12 protein-coding genes and 1 riboswitch are annotated in these 16,646 nt (G+C 45.8%); of the genes, 3 read left to right on the top strand and 9 right to left on the bottom strand.

Annotated features, from left to right (window positions below; genetic code table 11):
- Positions 1-80: 80 nt before the first annotated feature.
- A complete protein-coding gene (mgtE, locus tag AB4517_RS19100; protein WP_017058911.1) occupies positions 81-1,436 on the top strand; it encodes a magnesium transporter in 1,356 nt (451 codons plus the stop codon).
- Positions 1,437-1,533: 97 nt separating this feature from the next.
- On the opposite strand, the gene pmbA is transcribed toward mgtE, so the two are convergent.
- Positions 1,534-2,877 carry a metalloprotease PmbA gene (gene pmbA, locus AB4517_RS19095; protein ID WP_017058910.1) on the bottom strand — a complete coding sequence of 448 codons (1,344 nt, stop codon included), beginning with the start codon at positions 2,875-2,877 and terminating at the stop codon, positions 1,534-1,536.
- Positions 2,878-2,995: 118 nt separating this feature from the next.
- On the opposite strand from pmbA, the gene yjgA reads away from it, so the two are divergent.
- Positions 2,996-3,520 (top strand): ribosome biogenesis factor YjgA, encoded by a 525-nt coding sequence (gene yjgA, locus AB4517_RS19090; protein WP_017069408.1) that lies wholly within the window; start codon positions 2,996-2,998, stop codon positions 3,518-3,520.
- Between the two features lie 106 nt (positions 3,521-3,626).
- Here the strand turns inward: yjgA and thiQ are convergent, their stop codons facing one another.
- The 5 genes from thiQ to mpl all read right to left on the bottom strand — a co-directional run bounded on the left by thiQ (position 3,627) and on the right by mpl (position 9,266).
- The gene (thiQ, locus tag AB4517_RS19085; RefSeq protein ID WP_017071293.1) at positions 3,627-4,331 is read right to left on the bottom strand and encodes a thiamine ABC transporter ATP-binding protein; all 705 of its coding nucleotides are present in this window, start codon (positions 4,329-4,331) and stop codon (positions 3,627-3,629) included.
- Complete coding sequence (gene thiP / locus AB4517_RS19080; RefSeq protein ID WP_372149219.1) at positions 4,331-5,944, bottom strand: thiamine/thiamine pyrophosphate ABC transporter permease ThiP; 1,614 nt, start codon at positions 5,942-5,944, stop codon at positions 4,331-4,333. Before thiP ends, thiQ begins: the two co-directional genes overlap by 1 nt.
- A 92-nt stretch (positions 5,945-6,036) precedes the next feature.
- Positions 6,037-7,029: a thiamine ABC transporter substrate binding subunit gene (gene thiB / locus AB4517_RS19075; RefSeq protein ID WP_372149216.1), complete on the bottom strand. Its 993-nt coding sequence runs from the start codon at positions 7,027-7,029 to the stop codon at positions 6,037-6,039.
- Positions 7,030-7,082: 53 nt separating this feature from the next.
- Positions 7,083-7,202: riboswitch (TPP riboswitch) on the bottom strand.
- A 43-nt stretch (positions 7,203-7,245) separates the two neighbouring features.
- Positions 7,246-7,869 carry a flavin prenyltransferase UbiX gene (locus AB4517_RS19070; protein ID WP_016787846.1) on the bottom strand — a complete coding sequence of 208 codons (624 nt, stop codon included), beginning with the start codon at positions 7,867-7,869 and terminating at the stop codon, positions 7,246-7,248.
- A 38-nt stretch (positions 7,870-7,907) separates the two neighbouring features.
- Positions 7,908-9,266 (bottom strand): UDP-N-acetylmuramate:L-alanyl-gamma-D-glutamyl-meso-diaminopimelate ligase, encoded by a 1,359-nt coding sequence (mpl, locus tag AB4517_RS19065; protein WP_017071296.1) that lies wholly within the window; start codon positions 9,264-9,266, stop codon positions 7,908-7,910.
- Positions 9,267-9,536: 270 nt separating this feature from the next.
- Between mpl and fbp the strand changes: the two genes are divergently transcribed.
- Entirely contained in the window at positions 9,537-10,547 is a 1,011-nt protein-coding gene (gene fbp / locus AB4517_RS19060) for a class 1 fructose-bisphosphatase (protein WP_008220458.1), read from the top strand.
- A gap of 87 nt (positions 10,548-10,634) precedes the next feature.
- On the opposite strand, the gene AB4517_RS19055 is transcribed toward fbp, so the two are convergent.
- From AB4517_RS19055 to AB4517_RS19045, 3 genes are read right to left on the bottom strand one after another with little or no spacing between them, the layout of a single operon-like run.
- Entirely contained in the window at positions 10,635-10,991 is a 357-nt protein-coding gene (locus tag AB4517_RS19055) for a gamma-glutamylcyclotransferase (protein ID WP_017069403.1), read from the bottom strand.
- A gap of 18 nt (positions 10,992-11,009) precedes the next feature.
- A complete protein-coding gene (locus AB4517_RS19050) occupies positions 11,010-14,768 on the bottom strand; it encodes a translocation/assembly module TamB domain-containing protein (RefSeq protein WP_372149213.1) in 3,759 nt (1,252 codons plus the stop codon).
- The gene (locus AB4517_RS19045) at positions 14,765-16,477 is read right to left on the bottom strand and encodes an autotransporter assembly complex family protein (RefSeq protein ID WP_065584316.1); all 1,713 of its coding nucleotides are present in this window, start codon (positions 16,475-16,477) and stop codon (positions 14,765-14,767) included. Before AB4517_RS19045 ends, AB4517_RS19050 begins: the two co-directional genes overlap by 4 nt.
- Positions 16,478-16,646: the final 169 nt, after the last annotated feature.

Below are 16,646 nucleotides of genomic sequence, written 5' to 3'. Positions count from 1 at the left end.
CCTAAGTTTATGATTTAAATAAGCCCTAGAATTAAGTTACTATTCCAAGCATTGTAAGAATAATGAGATAGGAGGAAAATATGGCAGAGCAATTAGAATTCGACCAAGCTCACCAAACCCTCCAAGAAGTCAGCGAAGCCCTAGAAAACGGCCGATTTGTTCACGTACGCCGACAACTTCAGGACATGGAACCTGAGGATATTGCACACCTTTTAGAAGCCTCCCCTCGCAAAAGTCGTGACGTACTCTGGCAACTCACCGATCCTGAAGACTACGGTGAAATTCTTGATGAACTAAACGAAGACGTCAAAGATGCTCTTGTGTCGAAAATGGCACCTGAGACCTTGGCAGAAGCAACCGAAGGTATGGAAACCGATGACGTCGCGTACGTACTTCGAAGCCTACCCGACGATGTTTCTCGCGAAGTCCTTTCTCAAATGGACTCCGTCGATCGTGCATTAGTTGAAACTGCCCTGTCGTACCCTGAAGATTCAGCGGGTGCGATCATGAACACCGACGTAATCACGATTCGTGGTGATGTCGATGTTGACGTTGTATTGCGCTACATGCGTATGCGTGGCGAACTGCCGGATGCAACTGATGCTCTGTATGTTATTGATGAAGAAGAACGTCTTATCGGTAACCTATCACTTACCACGCTAGTAACGACTCAACCTGATGTCCCTGTTTCAGAAGTGATGGATGATGCCGACGAAGCGATCGCGGTAGAAACCAGTGCGTCAGATATCGCGAGCCTGTTTGAACGTCGTAACTGGGTTTCTGCGCCTGTCATCGATAGTAACCAGCACCTTGTTGGTCGTATCACCATCGATGACGTGGTTGATGTTATCCGTGAAGATGCCGAACACTCAATGATGAGTATGGCGGGTATGGACGATGACGAAGATACCTTCGCACCGGTCGTAAAATCTGCTCGTCGTCGTAGTGTGTGGCTTGGTGCTAACGTACTCGCAGCACTGGCGGCAGCATCTGTATCAAACATGTTTGAAGCAACGCTCGATCAAATGGCAGCGATTGCGGTTCTGATGACTATCGTGCCTTCGATGGGGGGTGTTGCGGGTAACCAAACCGTTGCTCTGGTGATTCGTGGTTTGGCACTCGGTCATATCGGTGACAGTAACAAACGCGAACTACTACTCAAAGAGGCGGCCATCGGCTTCCTAAACGGCGTTCTATGGGCCGTTATCATTGGTGGTATCGTGGTGGCTTGGAAAGGTAACTGGATACTGGGAGGCATCATCTCAGCGGCGATGATGACCAACTTGATTGTCGCAGGTATTGCTGGTGTAACCATCCCAGTGATGTTGAAGAAGATGAATATCGATCCAGCCCTTGCTGGCGGTATGGCACTCACAACAGTCACTGATGTTATCGGCCTATCGGTGTTCTTAGGCTTAGCGACCATACTGATCTAGTTAGCAGAAGCAGCTAGCCAATTTTTGGCGACATACAGAAAACAAAAAGGGAGCCATTGGCTCCCTTTTTTAATTCAATCAATTAGTGTTAATTGAATTACTCGCCTGCGACTTTCATTGACTCAAGCAAGATAGAACCCGTTTGAATTTGCGAACGTGTTTCTACGTCATTACCAACCGCAACAATCTGAGTAAACATGTCTTTTAGGTTACCTGCGATTGTTACTTCTGATACTGGGTATTGGATCTCTCCGTTTTCAACCCAGAAACCCGCAGCGCCACGTGAATAATCACCCGTTACGGTGTTTACGCCTTGGCCCATCACTTCAGTGACTAGGAAGCCAGTACCCAACTCTTTTAGCATCTGCTCAAAGTTTTGACCGGTCGATTTAACGAACCAGTTATGAATACCACCAGCATGACCGGTTGGCGTCATATCCATCTTACGTGCGGCATAGCTCGTTAGTAGGTAAGTTGCTAGCACACCGTCAGTGATGATTTCACGATCTTGAGTGAACACACCTTCGCTATCAAATGGGCTTGAAGCCAAACCACGTAGGATGTGAGGACGCTCAGAGATATTGAACCAATCAGGTAGGATTTTCTGACCTAAATGATCCAATAAGAAAGATGACTTACGGTAAAGGTTGCCGCCACTGATCGCCATCACAAGGTGACCGATAAGACCTGTCGCAACATCGTTAGCGAACATAATTGGGTATTGGCCTGTTGGTAGCTTTTTCGCATCCAAACGGCTAATCGTCTTTTCTGCAGCTTCCTGACCTACACGCTCAGGCGTCCACAGTTCGTCACGGTGACGTGCAACGGTGTAGCTGTAGTCACGTTCCATTTCACCATTAGCGCCTTGCCCAATCACGCAGCAGCTCGTGCTATGACGGCTTGAAGCGTAGCTGGCTAGTAAGCCATGACTGTTACCGTAAACCTTAACGCCATAGTGGCTGTCGTAGCTTGCGCCATCACTCTGTTTGATCTTATCGCTATAAGCTAACGCTTGCTTCTCAGCAGCAATCGCAATCTCAGCGGCATAGTCAGGGTTTGGTTCATCAGGGTGAAAAAGATCCAAATCTGGAATTTCTTTTACCATGTATTCTTTTGCCGCAGGACCGGCAAATGGGTCTTCAGAAGTGTACTGAGCGATATCAAGTGCGGCCGCGACGGTTTGAGCAATCGCCTTTTCACTCAGATCAGATGTAGATGCGCTGCCTTTTTTCTGGCCGCGATAAACAGTAATACCTAGCGCACCATCACTATTAAATTCAACGTTTTCCACTTCACACATACGTGTTGAAACACTTAAACCCGTTGACTTAGTAATAGCGACCTCAGCTGCGTCTGCACTCACTGATGCCATATCCAACGCTTTAGCTACTGCGGCTTCTAGCTCAACTCTTTGCTGGGCGACTTGCTGTTTTACATCCATATCTATTCTAATTTTTTAGGTCAATATTACGTAGGATAACAAGAATTTCGCTTTCTCCCCAAGATTCTTGCTAAAATAGGCAATATATTCGTTTGAGATAGTGACATAGGCAGAAAAGATGGCTCGCAAAAACCAAAAAGCCCCATGGGAACCAGAAGAAGAAATCATCTGGGTAAGTAAGACAGAAATGAAAACCGACATGGAAGCGCTACAAAAACTGGGGGAAGAACTTGTTTCCCTGAAGCCTTCTGTATTAGACAAGTTTCCTCTGTCTGAAGATTTGGCACAAGCGATTAAAGATGCACAACGCTTTAAAAATGAAGCGAAGCGCCGTCAACTTCAATACATTGGTAAAGTAATGCGCAATGTTGATCCTGAGCCAATTCAAGCGGCTTTGGATAAAGTACGTAACAAGCACTCGCAAGCAACCGCTGAACTGCACAAGCTTGAGCAACTGCGTGATCGCGTTGTTGCTGAAGGCGATGCTGCCATTTCAGAAGTCATGGACATGTACCCTGAAGCAGACCGTCAGCGTCTTCGTCAGCTAGCTCGCCAAGCTAACAAAGAGAAATCAGCGAACAAGCCAGCAAAGGCTTCTCGTGAAATCTTCCAAATCTTAAAAGAGCTAAAGCTAGAAGACTAATCTTTGTCGCTTTATTCTGTAAGACAATAAAAGACCTAGCGCATGCTAGGTCTTTTTGTTTTCTACGTACTCAATATCAGAGAGATTAAACAAGAGTGATGAATCGTCACTCACCCGCTTTAACAAATGAGCTTAATTCTGTCTGTGGATGATCCGCCGTCAGTGCCTCTATCGAGTCTTCAACCAACACCTTACCTAGCGCCACAAACACAAACTTATTCGCGATACTGCGTGCGTCACCTAAATGGTGAGTCACCATCAAGACCGTAATATTTCGCTCTGCCGCTAATCGCTTCACTAAGCTAAGCATCTCTTCACGCAGCAAAGGATCAAGCGCAGAGAAAGGTTCATCAAGCAGCCAAATATCATGAGGTTGGACAAAACAACGCGCTAACGCAACACGCTGGCGTTGACCGCCGGATAAGTGCTCAGGTAACCTATCCAAATACTCAGCGACGCCAACTTGCGCTGCGGCTTGCTCCACAGCTTGCTTTTGGGTTGCAGTAAGCTTTAAACCTGGATGCAGACCTAAACCAATATTTTCTCGCACCGTAAGGTGAGCAAACAGGTTGTGCTCTTGAAACAACATCGCCAACGGACGCTGATGTGCTTCTTTACCAATAAGCGACTGCCCAGCCACTGATATCTCACCCGATGTAGGCTCGATGAAACCAGCAACTAGCGCCAACAGTGTAGACTTACCCGCACCACTCGGCCCCATAAGCGCAACAATATCGCCCTGCTCAGCTTGAAAATCAAAGCTAAACAACTCTCTGTGATAGTGGTAATCCACATCTTTCATCACTAACATCATCGGTTCCTTAATTCTTTAGCATCGAGCTTAGATCTTCGAGTAAATAAGAATTCTATTAAGCTAAAGCTGCCGACACTCAATAACAGTAAGCTCACAGAAACTACCGCCGCCGCTTCCATTTGATAGCTGCCTAACAATTGGAATAGGTACAAAGGCAGAGTTCTAAAATCTTGGCTACCAAACAAAGCAATCGCGCTTAAATCACCCATCGCCAACATAAAGCTAATCGAGAAGGCTTGCGCCATCGGCTTACGCAATGCTCGCCACTCCACTAACCTAAAACGCGTGAAACCTGTCATACCCAAGCTTGCACACACATACTGGTACTGCTGAGACAAATGCAGCATAGGTTGAGCTAGGGTTTTAATTACGTAAGGCAGCGCCATTAAGCTGTTGACGGCAATCACGATAAAGAAAGCTAAACTGAATACATCGGTGAATGAACGCAGTAATAAGAAGATACCCGTACTGATCACCAGCCCCGGAGTCACCAAGATAATAGTGCCAATCAGCTCGATTTTATCGGCTCGAAAATTCTTGTTCTGTAAACGCCATGCTCGGCTAGTCAGTAGTATGGCGATACCAATACCAACTGCGATAACACTTGCTAATGACGCGACTTTAACCGAGGTCATTAACGCCGCCCAAAACGGCTCGCTGCTGAGTACGGTTAATGCCTGCGAGTTAATTCCACTGACGATAACCATAGCTAATGGCGGCAATACCAGCATTGAGACTATGATGATCCAAAAGCTATCCCAAGCTTTTGACCACCAGCTGTCCTTAACCAAATATTTCTCTTCCGACAGCTGACTGGCCGTCACTGAAATAGGCTTCGATAGGCGTTGAATGCTCACCGCTAGCACACCACACAGCAGCATTTGCCATATCGCGAGCAAGGCACCAGCTTGAAGGTCAAAGTCGAATTTAATCGCCTGATAAATAGCGAGCTCGATAGTGGTTGATTTAGGTCCACCGCCTAGCGCCATCACGGTAGCAAAGCTGGTAAAACACAACATGAAGACTAAGCCACACACATGTGGTAATTGCTGTCTTAAGCGAGGCCATTCAACCCATCTGAATTTGTTCCAATGACTCATACCCAAGTGAGCACAAAGCTTGTGTTGCTCGGCAGGCACGGTATCTAACGCTTGCAGAAGTAAGCGACTGGCATAAGGCAAGTTGAAGAAAACGTGCGCCAGCAAAATACCATTCAATCCGTATATGGAAAATGGCAATTCAATATCGAAGTTCGCCAAAAACTTAGCTAACCAACCACTATTGCCATAGATCGCAAGTAAGCCAAATACACCCACTAACACTGGCAGGACTAAGGTCGACGCGAACAGCCTTAACAACAAAGCGCGTCCAAAAAATTGTCTACGACACAGCGCATGAGCAATAGGTATAGCAAAGCCAACACTCAGCACCGTTGAGAGTGCCGCCTGATAAAAACTGAATTTCGTTACATGCCAATAGTAGGGATCGGACCATACTTGGCTGATATCAAGAGAAGGGGCATTGCTAAGCAATGCCCCAACTGCTGAAACCACGAAGGCGGTAATGAGTATCGCTACCCAAATCCCAACCTTAGGTGTTTTCTTTATCATAGATTGATTTTTTACCGTAAATGGTTCGCTCAGTTAACATCGAACAAACCTTTAAATACAGAAAGTTAGAAAGCTAATTTTTTAAAAGCAAATTAAAAAGTAAGTGCACTCTGCCATTCACGAATCCATGGCTTACGCTTAGCTGCAATTTCTTCGGGCGTAAAGCTTAGCGCTTTCTGAGGAACCGTAAGTTGCTCGAACCCTTTTGGAAGCTCAATATCGGTCACTGGGTACATCCAGTTGCCTGTTGGCATCGCCGATTGGAATTCATCACTTAGGATAAACGCCATAAACTCATCAGCAAGCTTTTCGTTCTTGCTGCCTTTAACCTTAGCGGCCACTTCCACTTGAGTGTAATGCCCTTCTTCGAAGCTTGCTGCTGCATACTTAGAATCGCTTTCAGCAATAATGTGGTAAGCCGGAGACGTTGTATAAGACAACACTAAATCCGACTCGCCTTCTAGGAACATAGAGTAAGCTTCAGACCAGCCTTTGGTTACAGTCACTGTTTTCTGAGCAAGCTTCTTCCATGCTGCTGTCGCTTCATCACCGTATACTGATTTCATCCAAAGCATCATGCCTTGGCCTGGTGTTGATGTACGTGGATCTTGGTAGATGACCTTAAGATCATCACGCTGCTCAACCAGTTCTTTCAAGCTCTTCGGCGGGTTTTCCAGTTTCTCTTTATTGTAAACAAAAGCAAAGTAGCCAAAGTCATAGGGTACAAAAGTGCTGTCGTTCCAACCATTGGGAAGCGTTACCGATGACGTATCAACATTATGCTCAGCCAATAAGCCCGCCGCTTTCGCTTCAGCCATCAGGTTGTTGTCGAGACCTAGTAAGATATCGGCTTTGCTGTTGCCGCCCTCAAGACGTAAACGGTTCAGAATAGACACGCCATCTTCTAGAACGACAAAATTCACATCACAACCACACTTCTCTTCGAATGCTTTTTCAACGGCAGGACGAGGGCCCCAATCCGCAGCAAAAGAGTCATAGGTGTATATAGTCAAAGTGTTGTCTGCAGCAAAGGCAGAAAAAGAAATAGCTGTAGTAACAGCAAGGGTAGTTAATGTGAATTTCACTGGACGCTCTCCATGGTCTGAGCGGCACAGGTTTGAGGGAGGAGAACGGTAGAGGTTGTTCCTAACTCAATTCCTACGCCAGCATTATCTGGTTCAGGTTTACGGGTCCCAAGCACCTGCTTGATCTCAGCTAGCATTCATTATTTGAATGGTTCGCTCCCCGATGAGTGTTCAGAATTGTAATTTGATTTTTAACAATAAGCTATCAAGTTTGGATCAATTACGTTGATCGTAACCCCAACGTGGCACTAAACCTTGTTCGATACCAAGGTGATCTAGAATACGCGCCACCATAAAGTCGACCAGATCTTCAATTGACTTGGGTTGATGATAAAAACCCGGAGCTGCAGGCATGATCGTTACGCCCATGGTCGAAAGTTTGTGCATGTTCTCGAGATGAAGCGTCGAAAATGGCGTCTCGCGAACCACCAACAACAATTGGCCTCGCTCTTTCATGACTACGTCTGCTGCTCGCTCAATCAGGTTATCTGATAGACCATGAGCAATCGAAGCCAAGCTTCCCGCTGAACATGGACAAACGACCATCTGTTTAGGTGCTGCTGAACCAGAGGCAACCGGCGAGAACCAATCATCTTTGCCACACACCACCAGCTTTTCAGGGTCGCAGCCAAGATGTTTAACCAAAGCTTGTTTCGCCGCATCTGGCCCAGCAGGTAACTTAAGTTCATGCTCGGTCGCCAATACCACTCGCGCTGCCGATGAAATCAGCAAGTAGACCTGATAATCGGCTGCCAAAAGGCATTCAAGTAAACGCAGGCCATAAGGCGCACCGGATGCGCCAGTGAAAGCAAGGGTTATCGCTTTATCGTGTTTTGTCATGTTCTCAATTACTTCAAATTATAAGGTCGTGGATGCCGTTAGCCTTTGAGTGCCAATCCATCCAACAGTTTTTGATGAATGCCACCAAAGCCACCATTACTCATTACCAAAATTTGGTCGCCAGCTTGTGCCTCTGAGACAATTTTAGCAACGAATGCATCCATGTCATCACTCACGTGTGCCGGTTGGTGACAAGCGTCTGCAACATCTTGAACTGACCAATCAATGTTATCCGGTTGGAATAAGTAGGTAGAATCCGCTTGTTTAAGCGAATCAGCCAAGGTTTCTTTATGCACACCACGTTTCATGGTGGCGGAACGAGGCTCTAAAACGGCAATGATTTTTTTCGAGTCGACCTTATTACGTAAGCCGCCGAGCGTAAGTTCAATCGCCGTTGGGTGATGAGCAAAATCATCATAAACAGACACACCTGCCACCTCGCCTTTAAACTCCAAACGGCGCTTAGTATTAATAAAGGTAGCTAGTGATTCACAAGCAAGGTCAGGTGTCACGCCCACATGACGTGCAGCTGCAATCGCCATCAAAGCATTATTTACGTTGTGGTCGCCCACTAAATCCCAATTTACGGTTCCAACACATTCATTTTGGAAGTAAACCTCAAATTGAGAGCCATCTTTGACCAGTTTCTTGGCATCCCAGTCGCCTTGCTCGCCACTCGATTCAGTTTCACTCCAGCAACCGCGAGCTAGAACATCTTCAATAGCGCTGTCTTGCTTAGGTGAGAAAATGCGACCATTGCTTGGCACAGTACGCACCAAATGATGAAATTGTCGCTTAATCGCTTCAAGATCGTCAAAGATGTCCGCATGATCGAACTCTAGGTTATTCATCACTAAGGTTCTTGGGTGGTAATGAACGAACTTAGATCGTTTATCGAAAAAAGCACTGTCGTATTCGTCGGCTTCTACCACGAAGAACATGCTTTCACCAAGGCGAGCAGAGATACCAAAGTTACCCAACACTCCGCCAACTAAGAAGCCCGGTGCATAGCCACAGTCTTCCAAGATCCAAGCCAACATACTGGAAGTTGTGGTTTTACCGTGAGTACCGGACACCGCAAGAACCCAGCGGTCATGCAATAAGAACTCTTGCAGCCATTGTGGACCAGAGGTGTATCTAAGGTTGTTATCCAAGACATACTCAACACATGGGTTACCACGGCTCATCGCATTACCGATAACCACCAGGTCAGGCCTAGGCTCTAGTTGGCTTGGGTCGAACCCTTCAATAATTTCAATCCCTTGCGACTCCAACAAGGTGCTCATTGGTGGGTAAACATTCGCGTCACTACCCGTAACCTTGTGACCTAATTGACGAGCCAATACCGCAGCACCACCCATGAAGGTGCCACAAATTCCTAAGATATGAATATGCATAAATTGCTTCCAAACGCTTGGCTAAATAAACAATGCCTAATTAAAACGGCTTGCACTCATTATCATTAAATGGCGATTAAAAGCGAGCGGCAATGCAAAACAAATTGAGTCGACATAGTAAGTGAGATCTGTGTCGCTTAGTTCATTACCATTAAAAAGATCTAACCTTTAGAATTTAGGTAAGCGTCTAGATGAATAAAGCCCACTCAAGAGGCCGAATCTACAGTGCTCAAATCCCCCCTAATATTGAGAGAAGTTTAAGGAAATAACATGTCTGAGATGCGCACCCTTGGTGAGTTCATTGTTGAGAAACAGAGTGACTTCCCCCATGCAAGCGGTGATCTATCATCCCTTTTGTCGTCTATTCGACTTGCTGCAAAAATTGTTAACCGTGAGATCAACAAGGCTGGCCTAGTCGACATCACTGGCGCTGTTGGTACAGACAACGTGCAAGGTGAAGAGCAACAAAAGCTAGACCTTTACGCGAACGACAAATTTAAAGCGGCTCTAGAAGCTCGTGACCAAGTTTGTGGTGTTGCAAGTGAAGAAGAAGACGAAGCGGTTGCCTTCAATAAAGAGCTCAACAAAAACGCAAAATACGTCGTGTTGATGGACCCACTTGATGGTTCATCAAATATCGATGTAAATGTATCGGTTGGTACGATTTTCTCTATCTACCGCCGTGTCTCTCCAATCGGAACACCACCGACTCAAGAAGACTTCCTGCAACCAGGTCACAAACAGGTAGCTGCCGGCTACGTAATTTACGGTTCTTCAACCATGCTGGTTTACACAACTGGTGCTGGCGTAAATGGTTTCACCTACGATCCATCTCTGGGTACTTTCTGTCTATCTCATGAAAACATGATGATTCCAGACGAAGGCAAGATCTACTCGATCAACGAAGGTAACTACATCCGCTTCCCAACCGGTGTTAAGAAGTACATCAAATACTGTCAGGAAAGCGAGCCAAGCGATAACCGCCCTTACACGTCACGTTACATTGGTTCTCTTGTGTCTGATTTCCACCGTAACTTGCTAAAAGGCGGCATCTACTTATACCCAAGTACAGAGAGCCACCCTCAAGGTAAATTGCGTTTGCTTTATGAATGCAACCCTATTGCTTTCCTTATGGAGCAAGCTGGCGGTATTGCATCAGACGGTGCACAGCGTATCATGGATATCAAACCAACTGAGCTACACCAACGTGTGCCTTTCTTCGTTGGTTCAACAAAAATGGTACGTAAAGTAGAAGAGTTTCTTGAGCTGAACCCTGAGTAACCCTCTCATTTCATTCTCAAACTAACGCTATTAAAAAGCCAGCACCTCAGTGCTGGCTTTTTGTTGTCTCGTAAGGTGATTAACTAGTTAGGAATCATTGTTCCGCTGACACCAGTTACCCGAAAGTATTTCTTTATTAGCTGTTAGATCAAGCTGATACAAATATACCCATGCTAATCCAAATATAGTCTCTATTTGCTCGCGACGATACTCAACAGGAACATCTTCTAGCCGATCGAGCGACTCTAAAATTTCGTCGTTAATGATATAGACCTCACCAGCGACACTTTTCTTTCCCAAAATCATCGCCGGATAGGCACCTAAATCAAAAAGTGCGTATTCCTTAGGTGTATCAAACTGCCCTAATAAATCGCAGCCCTGCAAATAATGGTGATTGGACTGACCTTGCCTCAAGGTTCCATAGACAAAAACAAGATGCTGCATATGCCCTCCCATACGGCTCTACTCGAACTCAAATTGATAGAGAAGATCCACAGCACTGTCTAGGCCAGAAACAGCTTCAACATAGAGATCCTGCATCAATCTATAACGAACGGTAAACTCACCTAACGAGTTAAAGATACCCACACCATACTTCACCTGTAAGCCAGGCAGGATGTAACCACTTACCGTCACTTGAGAGTCATCGCCAGAGCCTGCAGTATCCAGTTGCAAGTCCTTTACACCAAAGGCTTCACCGATTTCACCAACAACCTTACCACTCTTCGCTAAACTCAAACCGATTAAAGTCGTTGTCATCGAACCGCTCGACTCACCGTCGATATCTTGGCCACGCAAAATATAAGACAGTGCGTTCGCTTGTGGCATCGCTGGGTCAGAATAAATCTCGATGGTAGGCTCTGTCGCAGGGCCAGTCACTCGAATACCAGCGGTCACGTCATCCTGAGTATTATCAGGATTACGAATCGCGTTGATGGCTACGTATGGCTGATCCGGTGGTCCATTCATTAGGATCTTACCCTCTTCGATCAAGAGGTCTTGCCCGAATGATTGATAAGTACCATCGACGATGTTCACTTCACCTGTAATAAATGGACCTTGGTCTTTTTGAGCCACGTTGAGCTTACCGACCAAATCACCTTCAAGACCGAAGGCAGACAGTTTAAAGTCATCACCAATGGAGATATTAATATTCGTCATCACATTGAATGGAATCGTATCTTCGTTTTCTGGCTCTAGATCTTTATTCAAAATAACCTGATCAGAAGAGACGCCAACCGCTGACGGTGGTAAATCTTCAACAACAATTCGTCCCCATGGTAATGCAATATCACCGGTGATTTTCGCCAGATCTGGTGTGACATCAATAGTCATATCAGGTACGACCTTCACCTTAACCATCGGTGGGATATCAACCATCAACTCATCAGCGAAAACTCTAACGTTCGAATGCCATGCTTTAAGATCTTGCCAATCTCCGGTTCCCTCAATATCAAGGTGACCATCAGGTGTTTCGACATTCGCATCCAGTTTTGCACTATAACCATCAAAGTCGAGGTCGATGCGGCCATCTTTCACATCAACAGGCGTAACATCGCCTTTGACTTGAATACCATCAACAGAGAATTGACCAAAGACTTGAGGGTGCATCAGAGAGCCTTTAACTTGAAGATCACTCTCAAGGTCGGCTTTCAATAAGCTGTATTCACCTAGAATTGGTTGTAAGAAATCAAGATGGAACGTGGTCAGCTTAATTGCCGCATCGACCATTTTGTCTTCGGCAAGAATATCCGGTAACGACACCGTACCAGACAGGTCACCATTGTCGGAAACATCCAGCTTAAAATCGGCATCCAATTTGTTATCTTTCAGCTGGGCATTCAATGCAATACTTTCCCAACCCAGTGTAATTAGCTCACCAACTTGTTGAACAACCTGACCTTTCGGCATATCAACACTTACCGTAACCTCAGGTTCACCTTGTTCAGACCACTTAGCATGAGCGGTCGCATTGACTAAGCCCTGCAATTGCGTCTCTTTAGGCACAAAGGCTTTAATCTGCTCGAAATCGAATTGATTGATGGCCACCTTGGCCTCACCCGATTTACCGACACGAACGTCTTCATCCAAACACACACTCGAACCAGATTGCTTCCAACAGTGCGCTTGAACATCGGCAAACTGTTTATCGACATCCGCCTTTATCGCGACAGGTTGATCTAATACCCAAGGACCTTGCTGAGTGGTTATTTTGACGCGGTCTAACGACCCATCCCAAATAATAGAAGGCTTTTGAATCAACTCTCCAGAGATGGCCAAACTTGTCGACACGATGTCGGATATCACATCAAGTGTCACTGTGTGTTTCTTCTCACCACCACTCACCGTGAGATCAATACTTTCCACGTTTTGATCTTGATAGGTTAAGTTCTTAGCTTTGAGTACAAGATCGGCTTGGGCTTCAGGTAATGGCAGAGGAACCAAAGAGCCATTAAGCGACAAGGATTCTAGTGTTGCTTCGTTATTCCAATCGACCTTATCAACATTTAAAGCAAGATCGACTTCAGGCTCTTTCGTTGGGCCACTAAGTTGGATGCTACCGATCACTCTACCTTTCAGCTCAGAACTACTTTTTGCAAGCTCAGGGAAGAAGATCTCAACGCCCATGTCCCACTGCTTATCAAGTTGCCCCTGTGCCTTAATCGAGTTAACACCATGAGCCAAACTCAAACCGCTGGTTTTCAGCTTTGGTTCACCGTTCGCGCTGCGATCCGACGCTGACAACTGACCTTCGATATCGAGAGGATATTCTCGTAAGATCCCTTCAATATCCAGTTTAGGCAATTCAATCGCCCAGCCGCCCGCTTCCGTCAACTCACCCGAGGTGACGATGCTTCCGCTAATGTTACCCTCGGCTTCTGGCCATTGCAGGCCCGGCTGAATGTCTTTAAGTGTCACGTCAGCTTGCCAGTTAACGAGACTCTTCCAGTTCGCTTTGACCACACCATTTAGTTCTCCACCCAAGGTATTCAGTTTCAAACGTTCAAGTTCAATTTGTTCCGTGGTGCCTTTGCCTTGCAGGTCTATTGTTAAGGCCGGAATTTCCTTACCATCCGCTTCGCCTTTGAGCTGCACATTAAAACCATCTAATGAGCCATCGGCTTTGAATTTCTCAATTGCAGCTTGGTAGTCACTTTTACCAGTAAGAGGCCATTGCGCTTTACCTCCCTCCAAAAGAAGGTTAAATGGCAGAGTTGGCTCTAAGGGTTGAATATCCCCAGACAGTTTTGCCTCAATCAATTCAGAAAACTGAGACTCTAGGCTTAATTTGGCCACGCTACCTTGTGCTTTCAGCGATAGCTTCTGACCAGCGAGGTCGGTTTCTTTCACCAAAGCATCTAAAGAAAGATCTAACGGATAGCCACCTTTAAGCTCAACCTTAGCCGCAAGGTTAGCGCTTGCTTGTGGCATATCGAGCTCTAGAGTAGAAACATCTACCGTATGTTTACCTGCTCGAGCTTCTAGCCCAAGATGGTTCACCACAATTGGGGTTTCTTGTTCTAAGGTGAAACGGTTGAGGTCAAAACGCTCCAGTACAACCTGTAAAGGAATCCAGACTTCAGGCAGCTCGATCGCAGTTTTAGCGGTTGATTCTGGCTCTACTGTTTCTGTTTGCGGTTCTTCTGTCGACTCAGCAAGCTTAACCTTCAGATCATTGAATAAGGTTGGCGATACCGTCAGCGTTTCTCCCTGCATACTCAAAGCCGTAGAGAACAGGCTCCATTCAATTTCATGCCCTAAGATATTCAACTTGATATCAGACAAAGCGATACGGTTGATTACGATTGGCAACGGTGTTTTTACCGATGTTACGGGCGGAGTAGGTTCTGTTTCTTCTGTAGAGGCCGGAGGCAGTTCAGTAAATGCGAAGTCCAATCCTTGAATCGCTAAACGATCGACACACAACTTAGGGTCGAGCAGACAGCGAGGATTAATCGCCAAGTTCAGCTTTTGAACTTTGGTGTCGATATGCAGGCTGTCATCTTTAAACTGAACATTATTAAGCGTAAAACTCGGGAACAGAGCCCCTTTAGTGCTTTCCACTTTAAGCTGTGGCAACGCTTTTTCAGCGCCCCACAACACAGTGTTCAACCCTGGATTGGTGAACAAAACAAAACCTAGCAAGGCTATCAACAACAGCAAAATAGACGTCAATGAGATCGACGTCCACTTGATGCACTTGCCCATCACTTTGATCATAATTCTGGCCCTAAACTAAAGTGTAACTGGAACTCATCACCTTTTGCTGCATCTAGACCCCAAGCAAAATCTAAGCTCACAGGGCCGACGGGCGACGCCCAACGAACCCCGACGCCGGTACCATGTTTCCATTCAGGTTTATCATTGAAGGCATCACCAATGTCGTAGAATGCTGCGCCCCACCAGTTTCCAACCAAGCGGTATTGGTATTCAAACGAGCTGGTTGCAATGAATTTGGCACCAGTTAGTGCGCCACTTTCATCTCGAGGAGAGATCGACTCATAACCATAACCACGAATGCTATTGTCACCACCAGCAAAGAATCTTAGGGAGGGAGATAGCTTATCAAACTCGTCGGCAAAGTTGCCGCCAAATTGAAGTCGAGTTAAGCCTCGGTGATTGTCGCCAATGCTTCGAATCCAAGCGGTTTGACCTTGAAAACGAACAACCTTAGTTTCAGATAACAAGGTATCATCACCCGCTTCAACCATAATGGTTTGTTTATCGCCCCACATCGGCATCGAACCGCCTCGCGTTCGAGTGCGTGAGAAAGAGATACCCGGCAGCACAAATTGCGCTAAATCATCCTGCAAACCTTGCTCATAGTTTTCGACCAAGTATCGAATGAAGACCGTGCGTTGCCAACCGTTATCCAGTCGCCAATATCTTTCTAGCGCTAAGTTTGACTCCAAACTCTTGGTATCACGATTATCCAAGTTTTTCATACCGTACTTAACTTGATAGTAGTCGTTCAGCACGTCATCCAGAGGTATTTTATAGGTAGCGGTAATCGTCTGTTCAGGTTTAGAAATCGACAGGCTGCTATTGAAGCTATGGCCTTGTTCATTAACCCAAGGTTTTTTCCACTTCAGAGTGCCTTTTACGCCAAGGTCGGTGGATACACCGATACCCGTTTCGATTTGGTTACGAGCTTGCGGAGCAAGGCTAACCTTCATCGGGATCTCTCGGCCTTCGCCTAACTGGCTTAAATCTGGTTCAACAAATACCGAGGAGAACCAATCCGTATTGGACAGGTTTTGGTTGTACTCACCGACTTTGGTGATTGAGTAAGGTTCGCCATCCTCAAATGGTTTAAGTGACTGCACCTTATCTTCTTCTATCTGGCTACCAGTAACCTGAGTAGTACCAAAGTGATAGCGGATACCACTGTTATAATGAAGACGAACATAAGCGCGGTTCAATTCAGGAGCGACTTCTAGCTTACTAAGATCATAAGCACCATCGAAGTAGCCTTTCGCTAAGCCAAGGTTGCGGATCGACGATTTCAAAGAGTCATAATTACCATGATTCAGAGTCGAACCTTTAGACAAGCTACTCTTCGCTATCAAGGCTAAAAAGTCTGGGTCATCCTTGGCTTCACCAGTTAGAACGATATCTGAAGTATAAATAACAACAGGCTCTCCCGGCTCAACCGTAACGGTCATTTCGGTATCATCTTCGGAGTGAGTAAATGTGATTTTAGGGTGGTAGTAGCCTAACGCATTCAGGGCTTCTTTAATCATAGATTCCAAGCGGGATTGGAATCTTAGTGAAACCGAATACTCTTCTTCAGGGATCGCACTCAGATAAGCATCAACATTATCCTCAAGCGCTCCATCTAGCCCTTTGATTTCAAGGGAAACGTCAGCGAAAGCGAGCGTCGATGACAATAGAGTGCCAATCAGAACTGGTAAAGTTTTTCTTATCATGTTTAATTGGTGAAGAAGTTATCAATACGTTAATAAGTGAAAAGAAATAATACCGCTAAATAGGCATTGAGTCTGTAATAAATCCTGGAATAACACGGTCTAATTTAAAGACTTATTCAATATTGACCAACAGTTAATATGAACCCACGTTAAATAAAAGCCAGCGCGG

The organism is Vibrio sp. 10N.222.52.C3 (genome assembly GCF_041474195.1).
Lineage (GTDB): Bacteria > Pseudomonadota > Gammaproteobacteria > Enterobacterales > Vibrionaceae > Vibrio > Vibrio crassostreae_C.
Note: the sequence above shows the minus strand (reverse complement) of the source record. Positions and strands in the feature narration are given on the sequence as shown.